Consider the following 21,595-nt stretch of genomic DNA (forward strand, 5'->3'; position numbering starts at 1 on the left):
GGTGGACACATTTTTCAGTGTCCTGGCCGGGCGCCGCCCGGTAAGCAAGATATTGGCAGTTAACATATTCCTGGGGGATAAATGAGCGCGGGAAGCACCAAATTTACCGTCAGCCGTATTGCGGCTCTTTCACTGGTTTCACTCTGGCTGGCCGGGTGTACCAACACCAATAATCCGCCAGCGCCGGTTAGCTCTGCCGGCGGTGCCGCCTCTTCCAGCACCAACTCCGGCATGCTGATTACGCCGCCATCCTCCGGCGTCAAGTCTGCTCCTCAGGCGCAGCCGATCCAGCCGATCCAGCCGGTACAGACCCAAACCATTCAGCCGCAGCCGACGCCGATGGCGCAGGAGCCGGTGCAGACGGTGAACGGTAAGATCGTTTACAACCGCAAATATGGCGATATTCCGAAAGGTAGCTATACCGGCGGCAGTACCTATACGGTAAGACGGGGAGACACGCTGTTCTATATCGCGTGGGTCACCGGCAACGATTTCCGTGACCTGGCGCAACGCAACAATGTCCCGGCCCCGTACGCCCTGAACGTGGGTCAGGTGCTGCAGGTCGGCAACGCCTCAGGCCAGCCGATCACCGGTGAAAACGCCGTTTCTCAGGCCAGCGCAAGGGCGAGCGGCGGTGCGACAGCCACCACAACTTCTGCACAAAAATCGACCGCGGTGGTTGCTTCACAACCGACTATTACGTATTCTGAATCTTCAGGTGAACAGAGTGCTACCAAGATGTTGCCTAATAATAAACCAGCGACCACGACCACAACGGTTGTCGCGCCGGTGACGGCACCAACAACGGTGAGCACAACCCAGCCGACTGCAAGCAGTACGTCAACCAGTTCGCCGATCTCATCATGGCGCTGGCCGACTGATGGCAAGGTTATCGAGAACTTTAGCGGCGCGGAAGGCGGCAATAAAGGTATCGACATTGCAGGCAGTAAGGGACAGGCTATTGTCGCGACCGCCGATGGGCGTGTCGTCTATGCCGGTAACGCACTGCGCGGCTACGGTAATCTTATTATCATCAAACACAACGATGATTACCTGAGTGCCTACGCTCATAACGATACCATGCTGGTTCGGGAGCAACAGGAAGTCAAAGCGGGGCAGAAAATCGCTACCATGGGTAGCACCGGAACCAGCTCAACAAGATTACATTTTGAAATTCGTTACAAGGGGAAATCCGTCAACCCGCTGCAGTACTTACCGCAGCGATAATTTGGCAAAGTACGGATAAGCGAAGCATCAGCTAACAGGCGCCAGGGCGGTGTCTACGCCACTCTCGCAGAGAGGGCAGGGGAAATCGTCCAGGCGTCGTTTGTTGATGTGCCGTGGAAGGTGCTTTGCTCAGGGATCACGGGTAGGAGCCACCTTTATGAGTCAGAATACGCTGAAAGTTCATGATTTAAATGAAGACGCGGAATTTGATGAGAACGGAATTGAGGTTTTCGACGAGAAGGCCTTAGTAGAAGAGGAACCCAGTGATAGCGATCTGGCTGAGGAAGAGCTACTGTCGCAAGGCGCAACACAACGCGTACTTGACGCCACTCAGCTTTATCTTGGAGAGATTGGTTATTCCCCACTGCTGACCGCGGAAGAGGAAGTCTATTTCGCGCGTCGCGCACTGCGTGGTGATGTCGCTTCACGCCGTCGCATGATTGAAAGCAACCTGCGTCTGGTGGTGAAGATTGCCCGTCGTTACAGCAATCGTGGTCTGGCGCTGCTGGATCTGATTGAAGAAGGTAACCTCGGCCTGATCCGCGCCGTTGAGAAGTTTGACCCGGAACGTGGGTTCCGTTTTTCGACCTATGCGACCTGGTGGATCCGCCAGACCATTGAACGGGCGATCATGAACCAAACCCGTACGATCCGTTTGCCGATCCATATTGTTAAAGAGCTGAACGTCTATCTGCGTACCGCGCGCGAGTTGTCCCATAAGCTGGACCACGAGCCAAGTGCGGAAGAGATAGCCGAACAGCTGGACAAACCGGTCGATGACGTCAGCCGTATGCTGCGTCTGAACGAGCGCATCACCTCCGTGGATACTCCGCTGGGTGGCGATTCAGAAAAAGCGCTGCTGGATATTCTGGCCGATGAGAAAGAGAACGGCCCGGAAGACACCACGCAGGACGATGATATGAAGCAAAGCATCGTCAAATGGCTGTTCGAGCTGAACGCCAAGCAGCGTGAAGTTCTGGCGCGTCGTTTCGGTCTGCTGGGTTATGAAGCAGCCACGCTGGAAGATGTGGGCCGTGAAATTGGCCTCACCCGCGAGCGTGTGCGGCAGATCCAGGTGGAAGGTCTGCGTCGCCTGCGGGAAATTCTGCAGGGGCAGGGGCTGAATATCGAGGCGCTCTTCCGCGAATAAGATCTTTTCTCTCAAAAAGGCCCCCTCGACAGTCGGGGCCTTTTTCTTTGCCCTAGCCGAGGCGGGTTTCCTGCAGATGACGCCAGATAATTTTCCCTTCCGTTTGCTGAAAAATCGCCGTCGACCAGCGTACGTTCTCACTGCCATCCGCCAGCGTTTGGCTTTCACGGTATAGCACTGCGGCGCCGTCGTGCCACTCGCTAATGATTTTCGCCTGATCCACCACGATGTGTAATCCCGGACGGGTTGCGCCCGCATGGTGGAAAAAACGGCTCACCGCCGGGTAGTCCATCTTCTCGCCGCTCGGAGGGATCATGGTGAATTCGGCGGCAAAACGTGTCATCAGTGTCTCAGCGCTTCCTTCCCCCTGGCTTAACCAGCGTTCGATAAGGACATGGGCGTCGAGGACTTCCTGCAGATAAGGGTTCATGACTTCTCCAGAGTGGTGTGTAGGCGATGGATAATCGCCCGATTATTCAGCCGCAGGCAAAACAGCAGCGGCAACAGGGTGATGGCGGCGGCGCTAATAAACACGATTTGCCAGGCGTAGGCCGGCGGAAATCCCCTCAGCAGCACGGCGAGCAGCGCGCTGCCGGCAAAGAAGCTGAGCTGGCGGTTCAGATTCCACAGCGCACTGGCGTCAGGCATCTCTTCGGCAGACGTATGCAGGAAGGCGCTGCTTTGCGCGGTGCTGCTGCATAAGCTGCCTCCTCCGCCCATCAGCGTAAAGGCCAGAATCAACAGCGCCAGCGGGCTGTGCGCATCGATCTTCAGCAGCAGCAGGATCCCCGCCGCCTGTAGCAAGCAGCCAACCATCACCAGCGGTCGTGGCCCGAAGCGGTTGAAATACCTGCCGGTAAAAGTGATGGCGGCGAACGAGGCCAGCGACCAGGGCACCATCAGGGCACCGATGGCCCCCGGCGCCATCCCGGTGACGCGTTGCAGGTAGAACATCCCGACCACGTTGACGCCAATAAACATCCCCGGTACGCAGAGGTAGATCAGCATCGCGAAGCGCAGCAGGGGATCGGCCAGCAACGACAGCGGAAGAAAGCGAGTTGGGCGAACCGGGCCGGGGCTGTCGTTCAGCCATCGCACCGCCAGCACAAAGGTTAGCAGAGCCACAGGCAGGCTGGCGAAAAAGACCCAGCGCCAGCTGAAGGCCTGGACTAACAGGCCGCCGATCGCCGGCGAGCAGGCTGGCGCCAGCAGGCCGACCAGCATCACCGCCGCCGACAGTTTCGCCCGCTCATGCGGCTGAAACAGCGGCCACGTCAATGCCTGGCCAAGGGGGATTAACAGCCCGCCGCCCATCCCCTGCAGCGTCCGCCAGAAAATCAGCTCGCCGAGACTACTGGCAAGCCCTGCCGCCAGCGCGCCAAGGCTGAACAGCCCCAGCGAGAGTAAAAACAGTCGTTTCGCCCCCCAGCGCTGACTAAGCCAGGCACTGAACGGTACGACGACCGTCAGACCGAGAATATAAGCATTGCTGACCCACGCCAGCTGAGAGACGGAAACCGTCAGCGCGCGGCTGATGGCCGGGAAGGCGATGCTGGCGATAAACATATTGATTAAATCGAGAAAAAAGCCGAACAGAAAAACGGTGGCAACGCGGTGGCGATAGGTCATGGTTCACTCCCTCAGACAGGCGGCTACTGTAAACCCGGTTCTGCGGGGGATAAACGGGGTGAATCGGGATATACTGTCTGAATATTTTTGACAATCATCCGGACGACAATGCTTAATCTTCAGCGTGTGACCATGTTTATCGCCGTGGTGGATGCCGGCAGCTTCACCCTGGCCGCTGCGGCGCTGGGGCAGACCAAGGCGGTGGTCAGCTTTAACGTTCGGCAACTGGAAAATGAACTGGGGGTGACTCTGCTGCTGCGCTCAACGCGTCGTCTGCGGCTCACCGACGCCGGGACGTTGTTCTATCAGCGTGGGGTGGCGCTGCTGAAAGCGGCGGAAAATCTGCAGGATGAGGTGCGGGCCAGCCATACTGGATTAAGTGGAGAGCTGCGGATCACCACCACGCCGGAGTATGGCGCGCAGGTTATCATTCCGGCGCTGGCCGCGTTTGCCCGTCGTCACCCGGCGCTGCGGGTGCGCCACGTTTCGTCCTCCCACCATGCGGACCTCATTTCAGAACGATTTGATGTGGCGATACGCCTCGGTACGCTGGCCGATTCCCGCTATCGGGCGACGCGGATAGCCAGTTTCGCGATCCTGCCCGTCGCCTCTCCGGCCTGGCTGGCAAGCCATCCGGTGCAGACGCTGTCCGATCTGGCGCAAGCCGACTGGATTATTCATGAGCGTCTGTCGGCGCCGCTGCGCTGGCAGCTGCGAACGGATCAACAGACAGAGGTGGATTTCGCCATCGCCAGCGCGCCGCGCTTTTCAGCCGACAGCGCTACGGCGCTGATGAGCTTTGCCCTGGCCGGGTGCGGTATCGCCTTGCTGCCGGCATGGCTGGTAGCCGAAAAAGTGGCGCAGCGGGAGCTGGTGCCGCTCCTGTCGGAATACCATTTCCCACAGCAAGGAGTGTATGCCCTTTATCCCGATGCGCAGCACATGCCGACCCGGGTGCGGGCGTTTATCGATTTCCTGCGTGAGAAGGTCGTTTAATTGACCGCTCAGGGCGCCATCATTTTGCGGACCAGCCGGGAGAACTGTTCGCGTTCGTCATCGCTCAGGCGGCCGAGAAACTCGTCATCGATCTCATTGCCCTGCGGAATCGAACGGTTAAGCAACGCCTCGCCTTGTTCGGTCAGATAGACAAAACGGCGGCGTTTATCAGCGGGATCGTGCTCACGGCGCACCAGGCCGCGTGCCTCCATCCGGCTGAGCATCTCCGCCAGCGTGGCCTTGGTACTGACCGCCGCTTCAATCAGCACGACCTGCTCGATACCCGGCTGCTCCGCTACCGAGCGCATCACCGCGTACTGAGGTTTAGTCAGATCCGGTAACGCTTGCTGCCAGCGGGCGGTATGTTGTTGAAAAAGCTGGCGCAGCAGGTGAAATGCTTCGTTTCGTAACTCCATGAATACTCCGTAACAAAACTGTCACCTCTATGATAGCCGTTCGTACGCCATTTTATACCCTTTCTGCGTTTTTGATTAAAAATGCGCACGTATACGAACGATCTTGTCATCACCGTCCGGAGAGGGTAATTTAAATATAAAGTTCGTGTACGAACAAAATAAGTGAGGTCTGGAATGAAACTGATTATTGGGATGACGGGGGCCACCGGGGCTCCGCTTGGGGTGGCATTGCTGCAGGCGCTACGTGATATGCCGGAGGTGGAAACCCACCTGGTGATGTCGAAATGGGCCAAAACCACCATCGAGCTGGAAACGCCCTGGACAGCGCGCGAAGTGGCCGCGCTGGCGGACTTTTCCCACAGCCCGGCTGACCAGGCCGCCACCATCTCATCCGGTTCATTTCGTACCGACGGCATGATCGTTATTCCCTGCAGTATGAAAACGCTGGCAGGCATTCGCGCGGGCTATGCCGAAGGGCTGGTGGGCCGCGCGGCGGACGTGGTGCTCAAAGAGGGGCGCAAGCTGGTGCTGGTCCCGCGGGAAATGCCGCTCAGCACGATCCATCTGGAGAACATGCTGGCGCTGTCGCGCATGGGCGTGGCGATGGTGCCGCCGATGCCGGCTTACTACAACCACCCGGAGACGGTTGACGATATCACCAATCATATCGTCACCCGGGTGCTGGATCAGTTTGGCCTCGACTATCACAAAGCGCGCCGCTGGAACGGCTTGCGCACGGCAGAACAATTTGCACAGGAGATCGAATAATGGCTTTTGATGATTTGCGCAGCTTTTTGCAGGCGCTGGATGACCAGGGACAACTGCTGAAAATCAGTGAAGAGGTAAACGCCGAGCCCGATCTGGCGGCGGCCGCCAATGCGACCGGACGTATCGGCGACGGCGCCCCGGCGCTGTGGTTCGATAATATTCGTGGCTTTACTGACGCCCGCGTGACGATGAACACCATCGGCTCGTGGCAGAACCATGCCATCTCGCTGGGCCTGCCGCCTAACACGCCGGTGAAAAAGCAGATTGATGAATTCATTCGCCGCTGGGATAAATTCCCGGTGACGCCAGAGCGCCGCGCCAACCCGGCGTGGGCGGAAAACACCGTTGATGGCGACGATATCAACCTGTTCGATATTCTGCCGCTGTTCCGCCTCAACGATGGTGACGGCGGTTTCTACCTCGACAAAGCCTGTGTCGTATCACGCGACCCGCTTGATCCTGACAACTTCGGTAAGCAAAACGTCGGTATCTACCGCATGGAAGTGAAAGGCAAGCGCAAGCTCGGCCTGCAGCCGGTGCCGATGCATGATATCGCGCTGCATCTGCATAAAGCGGAAGAGCGTGGGGAAGATCTGCCGATTGCCATCACCCTCGGTAACGACCCGATTATTACCCTGATGGGCGCCACGCCGCTGAAATACGATCAGTCAGAATATGAAATGGCTGGCGCGCTGCGCGAGAGCCCGTATCCCATCGCCACCGCGCCGCTGACCGGCTTTGATGTACCCTGGGGTTCGGAAGTGATCCTCGAAGGGGTCATTGAAGGGCGTAAGCGTGAGATCGAGGGGCCGTTCGGTGAGTTTACCGGCCACTACTCCGGCGGTCGTAACATGACGGTAGTGCGTATCGACAAAGTCTCGTATCGCAGCAAACCGATTTTTGAATCGCTCTATCTCGGTATGCCGTGGACCGAAATTGACTATCTGATGGGGCCGGCGACCTGCGTGCCGCTGTATCAGCAACTGAAGGCCGAGTTCCCGGAAGTACAGGCGGTCAACGCCATGTACACCCATGGTCTGCTGGCGATCATATCCACCAAAAAACGCTATGGCGGTTTTGCCCGCGCGGTGGGCCTGCGGGCGATGACCACTCCGCACGGCCTCGGCTATGTGAAGATGGTGATCATGGTTGATGAAGACGTTGACCCGTTCAACCTGCCGCAGGTGATGTGGGCGCTCTCCTCGAAGGTTAACCCGGCGGGTGACCTGGTGCAGTTGCCGAACATGTCGGTCCTTGAACTTGACCCAGGCTCCAGCCCGGCGGGCATCACCGACAAACTGATTATCGACGCCACCACCCCGGTTGCGCCGGACCTTCGCGGCCACTACAGCCAGCCGGTGCAGGATCTGCCGGAAACCAAAGCCTGGGCTGAAAAACTGACCGCTATGCTGGCCAACCGTAAATAAGGAGAAAAAGATGATTTGTCCACGTTGCGCCGATGAAAAGATTGAAGTGATGGCGACGTCGCCGGTGAAAGGGGTCTGGACCGTGTATCAGTGCCAGCACTGTCTTTATACCTGGCGAAATACCGAGCCGCTGCGCCGCACCAGCCGCGAGCACTATCCGGAAGCGTTCCGGATGACGCAGAAAGATATTGATGAGGCACCGCAGGTGCCACACGTACCGCCGCTATTGCCGGAAGATAAGCGTTAATGAAAGGGGCCCGCTAAGTCGGGCCTTTTTTATATTTAGTACAATTATAGAAGCTATTTTTTCATTAAATTAAAAAATTACGTGAAGGGTTAATATACTGGGATAACTTTGCGAGCCTGCTTCCAGATTATTATAAAATCCGTCTGATTAATTCCTTGCAGATAAATTTCACGTCCTGACGAGTATAGAATAGTGGCGGGTGCTTGAGGCTGTCTGGCCTTGAGCATTACCAGGACCCCAGACAGACGAAAGCCCCAGGAGATATTTCTATCAACTGAGGCTAGCGAATGAACATAGACAATTCAGATGTTAGTCTCTTCTTTGCAGGGAGGCAAGATATGCTGACAAAATATGCCCTTGTGGCAATCATCGTACTCTGTATTACGGTACTGGGATTTACGCTGTTGGTTCACAGCTCACTATGCGAGCTGAGTATTAAAGAGCGTAATATTGAGTTTAAAGCTGTTCTCGCTTACGAATCGAAGAAGTAGCATCCGCGCGGGGGCAACCCCGCGTATGGGTTGTCAGGACGCATCCTCTTGCACCCATTTTTGGTTTGCTAAAACGGCAGCGCTGAGCGGCGCTGCCGTTTTTCACCTTAATGGGTTGCTAAACCAGGCTTTTCAGACGGTAGATCCACTCCAGCGCCTGACGCGGGGTCAGAGAGTCCGGATCAAGATTCTCCAGCGCCTCAACCGCAGGCGAGGTCTCTTCCGGGGCGGCGAGCAGCGACATCTGCGTGCCGTCGACCTGGGTCGCCGCCGCGTTGGGCGAGATGCTCTCCAGCTCGCGCAGTTTCTGCCGCGCGCGCTTGATCACCTCTTTCGGCACCCCGGCCAGCGCGGCGACCGCCAGGCCATAGCTCTTGCTGGCCGCGCCGTCCTGCACGCTGTGCATAAAGGCGATGGTATCGCCGTGCTCCAGCGCGTCGAGGTGGACGTTGGCGACGCCTTCCATTTTCTCCGGCAGCTGAGTGAGCTCGAAGTAGTGGGTGGCGAACAGCGTCAGCGCCTTGATTTTGTTGGCCAGATTTTCCGCACAGGCCCACGCCAGCGATAGCCCGTCGTAGGTGGACGTGCCGCGGCCAATCTCATCCATCAGCACCAGGCTATGCTCGGTGGCGTTGTGCAGGATATTGGCGGTTTCCGTCATCTCCACCATAAAGGTCGAGCGGCCGCTGGCCAGGTCATCCGCCGCGCCGACGCGGGTAAAGATGCGATCGATGGGCCCGATCTCCACCTTCTGCGCCGGGACGTAACTGCCGATATAGGCCAGCAGCGCAATCAGCGCGGTCTGGCGCATATAGGTACTTTTACCGCCCATGTTCGGCCCGGTGATGATCAGCATCCGCCGCTGCGGCGCCAGCTGCAGCGGGTTGGCGATAAACGGCTCTTTCAGTACCTGCTCGACCACCGGATGGCGGCCTTCGCTGATGCGAATACCTGGCTTATCGCTAAAGGTCGGACAGCAGTAGTTCAGGGTTTCCGCACGCTCCGCCAGGTTGACCAGCACGTCCAGCTCGGCCAGCGCGCTGGCGCTGGTTTGCAGGTCGGCGAGATGCGGCAGCAGCAGGTCGAACAGCTCGTCATAAAGCTGTTTTTCCAGCGCCAGCGCTTTGCCCTTGGAGGTCAGCACCTTATCTTCGTATTCCTTCAGCTCAGGAATAATGTAGCGTTCGGCGTTTTTCAGCGTCTGGCGGCGCACGTAGTGGATCGGCGCGAGGTGGCTCTGGCCACGGCTGATCTGGATGTAGTAGCCGTGGACGGCGTTGTAGCCGACTTTCAGGGTATCGAGGCCCAGCCGCTCGCGCTCGCGGATCTCCAGCTTATCGAGATAATCGGTGGCGCCATCGGCCAGCGCCCGCCACTCGTCCAGCTCTTCGCTGTAGCCTGGGGCGATAACCCCGCCGTCGCGGACCAACACCGGCGGCGCGTCGATCACCGCGCGCTCCAGCAGTTCGCGCAGGTCGGTGAACTCGCCCATTTTCTCACGCAATTTTTGCACCGGCTGACGGTCAACGTCGGCCAGCAGCTCGCGCAGCAGCGGCAACTGCTGCAGGGCATGGCGCATGCGGGCCAGATCGCGCGGCCGGGCGGTACGCAGCGCCAGACGCGCCAGAATACGTTCCAGATCGCCGACCTGGCGCAGCACCGGCTGCAGCTCGGTATAGCGCTCCTGCAGCGCGCCGATGGTTTGCTGGCGTTCAACCAGCACGGCGGTATCGCGGACCGGCATATGCAGCCAGCGCTTGAGCATCCGGCTGCCCATCGGCGTCACCGTACAGTCGAGTACCGAGGCCAGGGTGTTGTCGGTGCCGCCGGCGAGATTCTGGGTAATCTCAAGATTACGGCGGGTGGCGGCATCCATAATGATGCTGTCCTGCTGGCGTTCCATGGTGATGGAGCGAATATGCGGCAGCGAGGTACGCTGAGTGTCTTTGACATACTGCAGCAGGCAGCCGGCGGCGCACAGGCCGCGCGGGGCGTTTTCCACGCCGAAGCCGACCAGATCGCGGGTGCCGAACTGCAGGTTGAGCTGCTGGCGCGCGGTGTCGATTTCAAATTCCCATAGCGGGCGACGGCGCAGGCCGCGGCGGCCCTCGATCAGCGACGATTCGGCAAAATCTTCCGCATACAGCAGTTCCGCCGGATTAGTACGCTGCAGCTCTGCCGCCATGGTTTCACGGTCGGCCGGTTCACTCAGGCGAAAGCGCCCGGAGCTGATATCCAGCGTCGCGTAGCCAAAGCCTTTGCTGTCCTGCCAGATAGCGGCCAGCAGGTTGTCCTGACGCTCCTGCAGTAGCGCTTCATCGCTGATGGTGCCCGGCGTAACGATACGCACCACTTTACGCTCGACCGGTCCCTTGGTGGTGGCCGGGTCGCCTATCTGCTCGCAAATGGCCACCGACTCGCCCTGATTGACCAGTTTGGCGAGGTAGTTCTCCACAGCGTGGTGGGGGATGCCGGCCATCGGGATGGGTTCGCCCGCGGAGGCGCCGCGCTTGGTCAGCGAGATATCGAGCAGCTGCGACGCGCGTTTCGCATCGTCATAAAACAGCTCGTAAAAATCCCCCATCCGGTAAAACAGTAGAATGTCAGGATGTTGCGCCTTCAGCTTGAGATACTGCTGCATCATCGGCGTGTGGGCGTCGAGATTGTCAATTGTGCTCATGGGGTGTTATCCAGATCCCTGATTTGAAATGGCTGCGATTTTGTAGTTGTCGTCGTTATCACATGGATGAGACATAATAACGGAGATGGGCAGGTGAGGGAAACCGACGAAAGCGCGCGGCGCGATCCGGATTCCAGTTGCAGAGAGGGTTGAGACATAACAAGCCAGCATCGGGATGTGCGGTTACCGGTCAGAAAAAGACATATCCGATATTCCCCTGGTATACGTAATGGCAGCAGTTAGCGACGATCCTTGATATACTGAAACCATCAGGTGAATGAAACGGGAGATGCCATGAGTTACAACAAAAAAGTTCAGGCCGCATACGCCAGACCTTCCCGCGCTGACATCGCGCGTTCTGTTGCGACATCAACCGCGGTCGAGACAGGGCAACCATCAGCCAGAGTTGAAGTGAGTCTTGAAGCGGCACGCAAAAAATATGCGCATCTTCGTCTTGCCTAATCTCTTCTTAAGGCCTTGCTGACCCAGTGTTTCATCGGTCGATAGTCCAGAGTCAAACCCGCATGGATAGCCGATATATACTGGGTTTTGTTTTGTTCCCAGCTTTGATAATCCAGCGGTTTATAGCCAGCCTGCACAGCCATCACATCGGCTAATAATCGTGATAAACGCCCGTTACCCTCTCTGAACGGATGGATGAGGATCAATTCAACATGGGTGACTGCGATAGCTTCTATGAGCTGCAATTCATTCATGCCTGAACAAGGCGTATAATGTGCAAGGTATTTCTTATCAAAATCGTTTAGCAGTTTCGCCAACTGCGCTGAAGGGGCGAACATAAAATCGCCTTTGCTGATATTGACCGTTCTTTCCTGGCCTGCCCATGCATAGATATTGCCTAACCAGCGATAGTGCCACTTTTTCAGGATGTCGACGCTGAGTAATCCAGTTGGAAAGTGCTCCTCAAAAACTGAGCGATAAAGTTGTTCCAGAAGCACCAGTTCTACGCTATCAATCTCATTTGCGTCAGCGATCCCGAGTTTATTAGCCAAAACCCGTTCATCTGAATTTTTCTCAAATTGGCCTTCGCTGCCAGCTACCGTGTATCGGTTCATGGGGACCCTCAAAAGGGAGCGCTGAGAGATATGAAAGTATAACGCCCATTAACTTATGCGGTGTAATACCGAAAGCGCGCGGCGCGATCCGGATTCCAGTTGCGCCGCGCGGGGATTATGGCGCCAGATAAACCTGGGGGGCCGCGTTGTCCGGGTGCTGGACGAGGCGGACATCCGCCCCGTACCAGCGATGGATAACCGGCTGCTGGATCACCTCCTGCGGCGTGCCTTGGGCGACCAGATGGCCCTGGTGAAGCATCAGAATGCGGTCGGCCCACAGGGCGGCGAGGTTAAGGTCATGCAGCACCACGCAGACATGCAGTTGCCCGCCGGCGGTGAGCCGTTTGAGCAAGCGCAGCAGATGCTGCTGATAGTAAAGATCCAGCGCCGAGGTGGGCTCATCAAGAAACAGCCAGCCCTGCGGCGCGCCGTCGCGCCACAGCTGCGCCAGACAGCGGGCCAGCTGTACCCGCTGCTGCTCGCCGCCGGAGAGGCCGGGATAGCGGCGACCGGCAAGGCCATCGCAGCCGGTGACGGCCATCACCGCCGCCAGCACCGCTGGATCTGCCGTCGCGCCCCACGGTGCGCGTCCCATGGCAATGACCGTTTCCACCGTCCAGTCGGCCTGCAGGGCCGTTCGCTGCAGCATGACCGCCCGCCGGCGCGACAGCGCCTCGGGGGACCAGGCCTCCAGCGGCTTTCCTGCAAGACGGCGGGTGCCGCTGTCCGGAGTCAGATAGCCGGTCAACAGCCGCAGCAGAGTGGATTTCCCGGCGCCGTTCGGCCCGATAAGCGCCGTCATCTCGCCGCCGCGCAGCGCGACGGAGACGTTGTCGATGATCTGCCGCTGGCCGAGGCGAAGCGCCAGCCCCTGGGCGCAGTATTCATTAACCATGTCTGGAGTTCTCCCGACGAAAGACCAGCCACAGAAACCAGGGGGCGCCCAGCAGGCTGGTGAGCAGACCGACCGGTATCTCCGCCGGCGCCGCCACGGTGCGAGCCAGGGTGTCGGCCAGCAGAAGCAGGATCGCGCCGGCCAACAGCGAGCCGGGGATCAGTCCGCGATGGTCCGGCCCCAGCCACAGGCGCATCAGGTGCGGTACCACCAGGCCGATAAAGCCGATGACTCCGCTGATGGCCACCGCGGCGGCCACCAGCACTGCGCTGCACAGCAGCAGCCAGCGCTGTAGCGCCTGCACGTTGACCCCGAGATAGTGTGCCTCTTCATCGCCAAGCTGCAGCAGATTGAGGCGGGACGCCATCCACCACACCGCCAGCGCCGCCGGGATAATCAAGGTCGCGGCCACCAGCAGCGTCGGCCATTCGGCCTGGCCCAGACTGCCCATGCCCCACAGCGACAGCTGGCGCAGCTGGGCGTCATTGCTCAGCCAGGACAGGACGCCGACCAGCGCGCCGCACAGCGCGTTGATGGCGATCCCCACCAGCAGCAGGCGCGACAGCGAACCCTCCTCCGCCCGGCTGAGGATGAAAATCACCACCATCACCGCCAGGCTGCCAATAAACGCCGCCAGCATCGGCATGTACAGGGCGATCAGCCCCGTAGTGGAGAACGGAAGCACCAGCCAGCTGGCCACCGCCAGCGCGGCGCCGCTGCTGATGCCCAGCAGGCCCGGGTCGGCAAGCGGGTTGCGAAACAGCCCCTGCATCACGCAACCGGAGAGGGCCAGCGCCGCGCCCACCAGCAGGGCCAGCAGCACCCGCGGCAGACGGATACTCAGCCAGATGTGGCGCAGCATCTCATCCCCGGAAGGCAGCAAGTTGACCAGCGGCAAGCGCATGGCGCCGAGGGTGGTGGCAAACAGCGTCAGGAAGACCAGCAGCAGCGTCATCAACAGCAAACGGCGGGCGAGGGCAGGGCGCATCAGGGCAACTGCTCCGCTTTGTTTCGCAGCGCGATTATCGCCTGCGGTGTGCGCGGCCCGAAGCCCAGCAGGGCCATATCGTCGATCGTCAGCAGCTGTTTATGACGCCCCGCCGGGGTCTGTGCCAGACCGGGCAGTTTCCACAGCCCAGCTTCGCCGCCCATCCCTTTGAGACCATCGGCGGAGATCACCACCAGATCCGCCTGGCTGGCGGCGACCCCTTCCTGCGACATGGCGCGATAGTGGTCGAAGCCCTGCATCGCGTTCTGCAGCCCGGCGGCGCGAATGGCGCCATCGGCCGCGGTGTGCTGTCCGGCCACCAGGGTATTCATTCCGCCGTGGCTGAGAATAAACAGCACCCGCTTAGCAACCGGCTGCGTGGGAATGGCGGCGATCTGTTGCTGAAGCTGCTGGCGCAGCGCGTCGCCAGCCGTTGTTTTACCTAACGCTTCGGCAATGACGGCCACTTTGTTATCGATCGCGGACAGACTTTCGCCGCCCGGCACGTTAACCACCTTCACCCCGCTCGCCTGTACTTTGTGTAAGACCAGCGAGGGCTGCGCCTGGGCGCTCGCTAATACCAGCTGCGGGCGTAACGCGAGGATCCCCTCGGCGTTCAGCTGCCGCAGGTAGCCGACGTCCGGCAGCTTTTGCGCCGCCGGGGGCCAGCTGCTGGTGCTGTCCCGCGCCACCAGGCTCTGTTCCGCGTCAAGGGCATAGACGATCTCAGTGACATCTCCGCCGAGGGTGACGAGCCGCTCAACGGCAGCGTGGCTCAGCAGCGGGAAAGCGATGAAGAGCAGTAACCAGCGCATCATGCTGGCAGTCCTTCACGGGTCAGACGATCTACCTGCTGGCGCCATTGCGCCTGCTCGGGGTGGCCCTCGCTGCGCTGGCCATAGAGCTGGGCAATCTGGGTGCCGTCTTTGGCGAACAGTTCGACGCTGGTGACGTGTCCGTCCGAGGTCGGCTTGCGGGTCACCCACACTTCATCGAGGCTCTCTTCGCGCAGATGCAGGGTAAAAGTGGTATTGAAGATATTTAGCCAGCCGCGCATGGGGGCGAGCTTTTCCAGGGCGCCGGTGAAGATCTGCACGCAGCCGCGATTGCCGACGAAGATCATGATTTCATTGCCCTCCTGGCGCACCGTCTCCAGCAGCAACGGCAGCGCATGGCGATCCACGCGGCAGGCGAGGTCGTCGCTCACCAGACAGAAGGCCTGCTGGCGGGAAAGCTGATATTTACGCAGCAGACCGAAGAACTGGTGAACGTCGGTCATCGCGCGCCAGTCGTTCTCCAGCGCGGCACCGTCGGCGGTGTCGGCATATTTCACCGGCTCCAGCGGGCGCAGGGCCAGCGGCGCCGGCGCCGCCACCCGATGTTCCGCGATCAGGGTGTCCCAGGCCGCCATGTCGGTCTGCGTGGTCGCATAGACTTTCAGCAGGGCGTCGCCATGGTGGTCGAAAAACTGGATGCTCTGACGACCATTATCGTTCAGATGGAAGGCGCTGGCCCACTGGCTGAGGAACAGGCGCAGATCGAGCGCGCGCGGGTTCAGCACCAGCCCGGCGTGGCCGCTGAGGTGCTGGTGCGTGAACTGGCCCACCTGCTCATGCACGGCATACTCGTTGCGGCAGATGCATTTGGTTTCGCCGACGCGCTCCAGGGCGGCAATCAGCGCCCGGGCGTCATCGCTCAGGCGCACGGCATCGTGGCCGAGGCGGGCGGCGGTCAGCTCGGCTTCGCTGATCCCCATTTCCGCGGCGATATCGCGGGCATATTTCGCGGTACTGGCCGCTTTGGTGGCCTGGTAGCGCTGCCACAGGTCAGGGTGTGCATTTGGCATAATCATATCCTTCTCGACGATGAATATCCCCGGCCGGCGGGCCGGGGGCAGGTGCGTTATTATTCGGGCAATCAGAAGTCGACGTTGACGCCCAGCTGCCAGGTGCGGCCCGGCATCACCGCCAGCGCTTTATCGTTGGCGTCCTGGTTGGTGCCGGTCTCGATATTGCGGCTGCTCAGGTAATCCCAGTATTTACGATCGGTGAGGTTGTAGACCCCGCCATTGAGGCGCACGTTTTTCGCCACCTGCCAGTACGCGGTCCAGTCCAGCATGCCGTAGCCCGGCACGCGCATATAGTCGCTGCTGGCATCGGTGATGGTGGATCCGCTGTTGCTGTAGCTTTCGCGGTTGGTGGCGGTCGCCTGTTTCCCTTTGACAAAGGTCGCTGTCAGGGCGGTGCCGTAGCGTTTCGCCGGATCGTCCCATGCCACGCCGACGATGGCTTTCATCGGCGCCACGCTGTCGAGGTCGACGTATTTATCGCCGCTGTAGCTGGATTTCGATTTCCCTTCGCTATAGCCGAGGGCTAGGGTGGTGCTCAGGCCGTTCACCTGCTCAAACCAGGTGCCAAAGTTAAATTTGGTGCTGATCTCACCGCCGTAGATATAGGCTTTATCGCGGTTTTCCGCCTGATAAATGGTGTAGATGTTCGACGGCACATTCGTGAACTGGCCCGGATTATTGGCGCGGGTATAGCGGGTATAGGCGATAAAGTTCTTATAGCTGTTGTAGAACAGCGCCGTGCGCACGGTGATGCCTTCTGTGACTTCGCCCTTCAGCCCCCACTCGAGATTATCGCTGGTTTCCGTCTTCAGATCGGTATTGCCGATCAGGGCATACTGTTGGCTACCGGCGTAGCTGGAGCCGAGGTTCCAGGAGCCATACAGCTGGCTGGCGTTGGGGAACTGCGCGCCGCGCTGGTACTGCAGGTAGGTCATCAGCCGCGGCGTAATGTCGTACTGGAAGGTCAACGACGGCAGAACCTGGGTATCGCTGTTTTTGCCGTACAGATTCGCCACCGACGATTCGCTCAGCACGCTGCTGTTGGCGGCAAGGTCGGACAGATTTTCCGGCTTAGTCGATTGATGCACCACGCGCACGCCGGGAATAATGGCGAAGTTGTGGCTATCGAGATCGAAGTTGATCTTATCCTGGACAAAGCCGCCGAGGGTGTAGCTGCGGCTGTCTGCCTCCGGCTGCATGATCTCACTGTAAACGCTGGGGATCGGTGACTGGCTGAACGGCCGCTGGGTTTTGCTGGTGCTGGCGTTGAAGCCGGCGCTCAGATCGTGGCGGCCCAGGGTTTTCGCCAGCGCGGTCTGCAGGCCCCAGGTGTCGGTGTCATAGTTGGAGTTCACCGTCTGCATTCTGCGGGTGACGCTGTCCGGCATATAAGTCCAGTCATGAGCTTCGGTATGCTGGTAGTAGATTTTCGTGGAGACGCTGTCGAGGTAGTCGTTCATCGGCGTCCAGTCATCCTTCAGGCTCAGGCCCCAGCGCCGGGTCTGGCTGGTCTGGTTGGCGGTGCCGATGGTGCTGTTGCCGCTGGAGTCCCAGGTATCGTAGTGGGTGTGGTTGGTTTTATGGTAATAGTCGAAGGTGCTGGTCAGCTTGTGCTCATCGTTAGGCTGCCAGATCCCGGAGGCCAGAAAAGCATCGGAGTGCCAGTTCGCCGGGTAGGCGTCGACGGTGCCGCTGTTGTTTTCAGTTTCCTGACCGTCACGGCGGCTGTAGACCAAAATGCCGCGCAGGAACTCATCGCCGCCGGCGACGGTCACCCCGTTGTGCCAGCTGCGATCCGCAGAGTCGTAACCGCTGCGGTAGCCGAAGGCGCTGGTCTTGCCCGGGCGCAGGTAATCATCCGCCGATTTCGGGCGGAAGGAGACATTCCCCCCGATAGCGCTGTTGGCCGTTTCCGTCGAGGTGGCGCCGGACTGGATATCCACGCTGCCGTACATATACGGGTCGATATAATCGCGGCCAATGCCGAAGGTGTTGAGCCCGGCGCGGCCGACGTAGCCGCGGCCGGTGGCGTTGGGTTGGGCGATACCGTCCACGTCGATGCCGACGCGGTTGCTCTCCATGCCGCGAATGTTGTAGCCGGTGTAGCCTCCGCGGTCGAAGCCGCTTTTGCCGTTGCCGGAGCCGCCGCTGGCCCCGGTGGCGCTGATGAGCGGCTCATAGCGCATGATAGAGCCAAAATCGTTAGCGCCTTTATCCTCCAGCTCCCGGGCGCTGATGCTGTGTTCGCTACCGGCTTTCTGCACCGGTGCGGGAGCGGTAACGGTCATTTGTTCCGAGGTGTCATCCACCGCCTCGCCGCTAACGGCGGAAGTGTCTGCTGCGATGGCAGAAGTCTGATAAATTGCTGCAAGCAAAGAGGTCACCAGCAGGCGTTTTTTACACCATGCTGCTGACGGAGTCGATTTGTACATAGTCGCCACGCCTTGATCGTTATTAGTATCGGCTCACGCGTTACTTCCAGAGTTGCAGGTTGCTCCGTCTTTTCCGTTGCGGATGGGGTCTTACTCCATTTGTTGATTGCGAATGGTAATGATAGGTATTATCGTTTGCAACAAAATAATCATGTGTTCTTCATTTAAACTGCACTTTGTTTACAATATGCCCTTTCAGCCTGAGCGAGACGACGATGAACTCAAAAGCGGCCATCACCATCACCTACTGTTCCCAGTGCAACTGGATGCTGCGCGCCAGCTGGATGGCGCAGGAGCTGTTACATACCTTCAGCACCGACATCGCCTCGGTGACGCTGGTGCCGGGGACCGGCGGGATCTTCACGATCGATATCGACGGTCAGCAGATCTGGGAGCGCAAGCAGGATGGCGGTTTTCCGGATGCGGCCGAGCTGAAACGCCGGGTGCGCGATGTCTGCTTCCCGGAGAAGCCGCTGGGCCATGTGGATAAAGGTGATCAGAAGGGGTGACAACCCCCTCCGGGCGACAAGCGCCCGGAGGAGAAGCCGTTAGCGGGCTAACTGCACGTCAACCAGCACGCTTTGTCGGCGGGTGCGTATGAGGGTGACCGCCTCTTCCAGCACACCGGGGAGATCTTCGGCCCGGGAAACCGACAGGGCCGCCGCGCGGCTGGAGGCGGCGATCGCGGCGAAATCCGGCGAGGTGGTAAAGGCGGTGGCCGGAATGGTCTCCGCGCGGGCTGCGTAGCCGTCCGGGTAGAGCGCTTTAGTGCCGCCCGCGACGGCGCCCCATCCGCCGTTGTTTCCGACCACGACGAGGACGGGGAGCTTCATTACCTCCGCAATATGGTGGCAGACCGCAGGGTTGGCGAACAGGTACGAGCCGTCGCCGACGGCGGCAATAATCAGCTCTTCCTGGCGCGCAAGCTGCAGCCCCAGTGCGATAGGCAGGGCTTCGCCCAGGCCGCCGGCCAGCGCTTCCTGGTAATAGCTCTCGGCATGGATCAGTCCGGCAAACTGCGGCAGCGTGGTCAGTTCAGAAACGATCCGGCCGCGGTGTTGATTCGCCAGATGGCCGAGGCAGTAGCTGAGCCAGGGTTTGGTAATGACCCCGGTCTGGCTGGCATGGAGAAGCGCGTCGCGCTGGTTTTTCTTTTGCTGGATGCGGTTCTGCGTATATGCCGCCCGCTCCGCCACATGCCGCTGGCGGGCGGCCTGCAGTGGGTGCAGCGCCTCCTCCAGCAGACCGAAGACTTCATCGGTCTCGCCCGCCAGGTTGATGTCCGCGCGATAGCCGCGCACCGGGTAGCGGGAGAAGAGCGGATCGGGGCCCATCTGGATCACGGTGCAGTCCTGGCGACAGTCGCCCTCGGCGATCATCCATGGCGCCTGCGAGTCGACCACCAGAATCACATCGGCGTCGGCGAGCCAGACGCTGGGATCAGCCCCGGCGAGCAGTGGATTATCGGCGCTCAGGGTCACCTCGGTACCCCAGTATTCCACCAATGGGATCGCCCATTCGCGCACCAGGCTATTGAGGCGCGCAAAGCCACCCGCCGTTCGGGCGCCACGCTGGGCGAAGATGACGGGATGCCTGGCGCAGGCGATTGCCTCGGCGGCGCGGGCGATATCTTCCCGGACTGGCGCATAGCGGACCGGCTGCTGCGAAGGACCGGCCTGCAGCGCGGCCTCATCAATGGCAAAGGTCTCGCACAATGGCTCGCGCGGTAAGCTCAGGTAGACCGGCCCTTTCGGCAGGGAGCTGGCAATCGCCCAGGCCCGGTCAACATGCTCGCCGATCTGATCGGCCAGCCGCAGTTCAAAATCCCACTTCACGGATTCACGGATCAGCGCCGCCTGGTCGCGCATCTCCTGGCCGTAGCCAATCGGCGTATTGCGGCAGCCGAAGTGGGAATGTTCGCTAATCGGCGTGCGGCCGCCAAAAATCAGCACCGGAATATTGCTGTTGGCGAGGTTGATGACGCCGCAGGCGGCGTTGGCTAACCCGACGTTGGTGTGAACCATCACCGCCTGCACCTTGCCGGTGCCGAGGTAGTAGCCGTGCGCCATGCCGATGGCGGCGTTTTCATGCGGGCAGATCACCAGCTCGGGTACCTTTTGCCCGGTCGCCCGGGCCTTTGCCCAGGCTTCAATAACCGGCGGATAATCGGTGCCCGAGTTAATAAAAATATATGCCACGTCCAGCGCCTGTAGCCGATGCAGTAACAATTCTGCAGCCGATAATGTGATAGAGGCCATATTCTCTCCGTATTCACGCGATGTTATCGCGGTAATTAAAAGGTTAAGAAAATAAATCCGCCCATCGTAATGATGGAGGCAATAATACTCAGCGCCATCGTCGAGGCCATTTCCTGCTCGCCGGTTTTATACTGCATGGCAATAATTATCGCGATGGAGCCTACCGGGATAGCCATCGTCAATACGACTTCCTTTATTTGCTCCATGCTGAAGCCCATTTTTAATAACAGGAGATAGCAGGCGCCGGGCACCATAATATTGCGGGCGATAACGGTGATAATGGTCGCGGTGGTGATAACAATGCTGCGTGTATAGAGTACGATCCCGGCGGCAAACAGCGCCAGCCCGCCAGAGGCTTTACCCAGCAGACCCAGCGACATCGAGATAGTCTGCGGAATATGGATATCCGCCAGCACGATGATCAGGGCGATCACCGGTGACCAGACCACAGGTTGTTTAATGGCGTTTATCACCCGTGTGCCAAAGGAGATATGCTGGCTTTTATCGCCAGTGGCGACCGACATCAGAATCATTACCAGCGGCAGCTGGAAGACGTTTTGCGTGATGCTGGACACGGTGATCAGCGACGCGCTGACGGTGCCAAATAAAAAGGCCAGCACTGAGGTGCCGATAAACGGGACTGCCGGCGAGCCGATGGCCAGCGCCTGCAGCGTACTGAGGGCGAGGTCGCGTCGAAACAGATAGCGGGCGACCAGTAAGGGAATGACGAAGCTCAGAATCAGCGCCAGGATAATGGCCACCGCAACCGGGCCCATGGTCATGACAATATGTCGCGGCGTCATCACCATATTGCTGAAAATACTCAGCGGTAATGCATAGAGCATCACAATTTTATTGATGTCTCCTGCCTGCTGCCAGTTAAAGTCTTTTCGTTTACCGCTTATATAGCCGATGATGACGGTAATGATAACCGGTAATATAGCGCCTGAAATTAATAGAATATTGTTCTGTGTCATGGTGATATATTCTCATTATAAATTATCTTCGGGTCAGAAATTCGTTTTGCGGTGCGTGGTGAGGTCAATAAATCCGTTTTGCCTGATGC

The 21,595-nt window shown here is 59.3% G+C and carries 21 protein-coding genes; 9 read left to right on the plus strand and 12 right to left on the minus strand.

The window, feature by feature from the left end:
* The first annotated feature begins 81 nt into the window (after positions 1-81).
* Entirely contained in the window at positions 82-1,227 is a 1,146-nt protein-coding gene (gene nlpD / locus CWM54_RS12605; RefSeq protein WP_100697330.1) for a murein hydrolase activator NlpD, read from the plus strand.
* Between the two features lie 157 nt (positions 1,228-1,384).
* Positions 1,385-2,377, plus strand: coding sequence for an RNA polymerase sigma factor RpoS (rpoS, locus tag CWM54_RS12610; protein ID WP_002915106.1), 993 nt, complete (start codon positions 1,385-1,387; stop codon positions 2,375-2,377).
* Positions 2,378-2,429: 52 nt separating this feature from the next.
* Here the strand turns inward: rpoS and CWM54_RS12615 are convergent, their stop codons facing one another.
* Both CWM54_RS12615 and CWM54_RS12620 read right to left on the minus strand, forming a co-directional pair.
* The gene (locus tag CWM54_RS12615; protein WP_100697332.1) at positions 2,430-2,807 is read right to left on the minus strand and encodes a DUF4440 domain-containing protein; all 378 of its coding nucleotides are present in this window, start codon (positions 2,805-2,807) and stop codon (positions 2,430-2,432) included.
* Positions 2,804-4,006, minus strand: coding sequence for an MFS transporter (locus tag CWM54_RS12620; protein WP_100697333.1), 1,203 nt, complete (start codon positions 4,004-4,006; stop codon positions 2,804-2,806). Before CWM54_RS12620 ends, CWM54_RS12615 begins: the two co-directional genes overlap by 4 nt.
* A gap of 108 nt (positions 4,007-4,114) precedes the next feature.
* Between CWM54_RS12620 and CWM54_RS12625 the strand changes: the two genes are divergently transcribed.
* Positions 4,115-5,002, plus strand: coding sequence for a LysR family transcriptional regulator (locus CWM54_RS12625; protein ID WP_061153524.1), 888 nt, complete (start codon positions 4,115-4,117; stop codon positions 5,000-5,002).
* 8 nt (positions 5,003-5,010) lie between these two features.
* Here the strand turns inward: CWM54_RS12625 and CWM54_RS12630 are convergent, their stop codons facing one another.
* A complete protein-coding gene (locus tag CWM54_RS12630; RefSeq protein WP_061153525.1) occupies positions 5,011-5,418 on the minus strand; it encodes a MarR family winged helix-turn-helix transcriptional regulator in 408 nt (135 codons plus the stop codon).
* 174 nt (positions 5,419-5,592) lie between these two features.
* Here CWM54_RS12630 and CWM54_RS12635 point away from each other — a divergent pair, with 174 nt between their 5' ends.
* From CWM54_RS12635 to CWM54_RS12655, 4 genes are all read left to right on the plus strand, one after another.
* Positions 5,593-6,186 (plus strand): non-oxidative hydroxyarylic acid decarboxylases subunit B, encoded by a 594-nt coding sequence (locus tag CWM54_RS12635; protein WP_002915099.1) that lies wholly within the window; start codon positions 5,593-5,595, stop codon positions 6,184-6,186.
* Complete coding sequence (locus CWM54_RS12640) at positions 6,186-7,613, plus strand: non-oxidative hydroxyarylic acid decarboxylases subunit C (RefSeq protein WP_100631349.1); 1,428 nt, start codon at positions 6,186-6,188, stop codon at positions 7,611-7,613. The genes CWM54_RS12635 and CWM54_RS12640 overlap by 1 nt, the downstream gene beginning before the upstream one ends.
* A 10-nt stretch (positions 7,614-7,623) precedes the next feature.
* A complete protein-coding gene (locus CWM54_RS12645; RefSeq protein ID WP_061153527.1) occupies positions 7,624-7,860 on the plus strand; it encodes a non-oxidative hydroxyarylic acid decarboxylases subunit D in 237 nt (78 codons plus the stop codon).
* A 338-nt stretch (positions 7,861-8,198) separates the two neighbouring features.
* The gene (locus CWM54_RS12655; protein WP_002915097.1) at positions 8,199-8,351 is read left to right on the plus strand and encodes a Hok/Gef family protein; all 153 of its coding nucleotides are present in this window, start codon (positions 8,199-8,201) and stop codon (positions 8,349-8,351) included.
* Positions 8,352-8,469: 118 nt separating this feature from the next.
* Here the strand turns inward: CWM54_RS12655 and mutS are convergent, their stop codons facing one another.
* Positions 8,470-11,031: a DNA mismatch repair protein MutS gene (gene mutS, locus CWM54_RS12660; RefSeq protein ID WP_100697335.1), complete on the minus strand. Its 2,562-nt coding sequence runs from the start codon at positions 11,029-11,031 to the stop codon at positions 8,470-8,472.
* 294 nt (positions 11,032-11,325) lie between these two features.
* Here mutS and CWM54_RS28615 point away from each other — a divergent pair, with 294 nt between their 5' ends.
* The gene (locus CWM54_RS28615) at positions 11,326-11,493 is read left to right on the plus strand and encodes a hypothetical protein (RefSeq protein ID WP_165451328.1); all 168 of its coding nucleotides are present in this window, start codon (positions 11,326-11,328) and stop codon (positions 11,491-11,493) included.
* On the opposite strand, the gene CWM54_RS12665 is transcribed toward CWM54_RS28615, so the two are convergent.
* From CWM54_RS12665 to CWM54_RS12690, 6 genes are all read right to left on the minus strand, one after another.
* Positions 11,490-12,107 carry a Fic/DOC family protein gene (locus tag CWM54_RS12665; RefSeq protein ID WP_016161715.1) on the minus strand — a complete coding sequence of 206 codons (618 nt, stop codon included), beginning with the start codon at positions 12,105-12,107 and terminating at the stop codon, positions 11,490-11,492. The genes CWM54_RS28615 and CWM54_RS12665 overlap by 4 nt on opposite strands.
* Positions 12,108-12,222: 115 nt before the next feature.
* A complete protein-coding gene (locus tag CWM54_RS12670; RefSeq protein WP_048268101.1) occupies positions 12,223-13,002 on the minus strand; it encodes a heme ABC transporter ATP-binding protein in 780 nt (259 codons plus the stop codon).
* Positions 12,995-13,990 (minus strand): FecCD family ABC transporter permease, encoded by a 996-nt coding sequence (locus tag CWM54_RS12675; RefSeq protein WP_100680803.1) that lies wholly within the window; start codon positions 13,988-13,990, stop codon positions 12,995-12,997. The genes CWM54_RS12670 and CWM54_RS12675 overlap by 8 nt, the downstream gene beginning before the upstream one ends.
* Positions 13,990-14,808, minus strand: coding sequence for a heme/hemin ABC transporter substrate-binding protein (locus tag CWM54_RS12680; RefSeq protein WP_023342105.1), 819 nt, complete (start codon positions 14,806-14,808; stop codon positions 13,990-13,992). The genes CWM54_RS12675 and CWM54_RS12680 overlap by 1 nt, the downstream gene beginning before the upstream one ends.
* Entirely contained in the window at positions 14,805-15,836 is a 1,032-nt protein-coding gene (locus CWM54_RS12685) for a hemin-degrading factor (RefSeq protein ID WP_061153532.1), read from the minus strand. Before CWM54_RS12685 ends, CWM54_RS12680 begins: the two co-directional genes overlap by 4 nt.
* 71 nt (positions 15,837-15,907) lie before the next feature.
* Positions 15,908-18,271, minus strand: a complete 2,364-nt coding sequence (locus CWM54_RS12690) for a TonB-dependent receptor domain-containing protein (RefSeq protein ID WP_100697337.1) — start codon at positions 18,269-18,271, stop codon at positions 15,908-15,910.
* A gap of 215 nt (positions 18,272-18,486) precedes the next feature.
* Between CWM54_RS12690 and CWM54_RS12695 the strand changes: the two genes are divergently transcribed.
* A complete protein-coding gene (locus tag CWM54_RS12695) occupies positions 18,487-18,780 on the plus strand; it encodes a SelT/SelW/SelH family protein (RefSeq protein WP_061153534.1) in 294 nt (97 codons plus the stop codon).
* A gap of 39 nt (positions 18,781-18,819) precedes the next feature.
* Here CWM54_RS12695 and CWM54_RS12700 read toward each other — a convergent pair whose 3' ends face one another.
* On the minus strand, positions 18,820-20,529 hold the full coding sequence (locus tag CWM54_RS12700; protein WP_100680807.1) for a thiamine pyrophosphate-requiring protein: 1,710 nt from the start codon (positions 20,527-20,529) through the stop codon (positions 18,820-18,822).
* A gap of 35 nt (positions 20,530-20,564) precedes the next feature.
* A complete protein-coding gene (locus CWM54_RS12705; protein WP_100680808.1) occupies positions 20,565-21,506 on the minus strand; it encodes an AEC family transporter in 942 nt (313 codons plus the stop codon).
* Positions 21,507-21,595 lie beyond the last annotated feature (89 nt).

The sequence above is a fragment of the Klebsiella sp. D-Nf1 genome (genome assembly GCF_002810515.1).
In the GTDB taxonomy this organism is placed as follows: Bacteria; Pseudomonadota; Gammaproteobacteria; order Enterobacterales; family Enterobacteriaceae; genus Klebsiella; species Klebsiella variicola.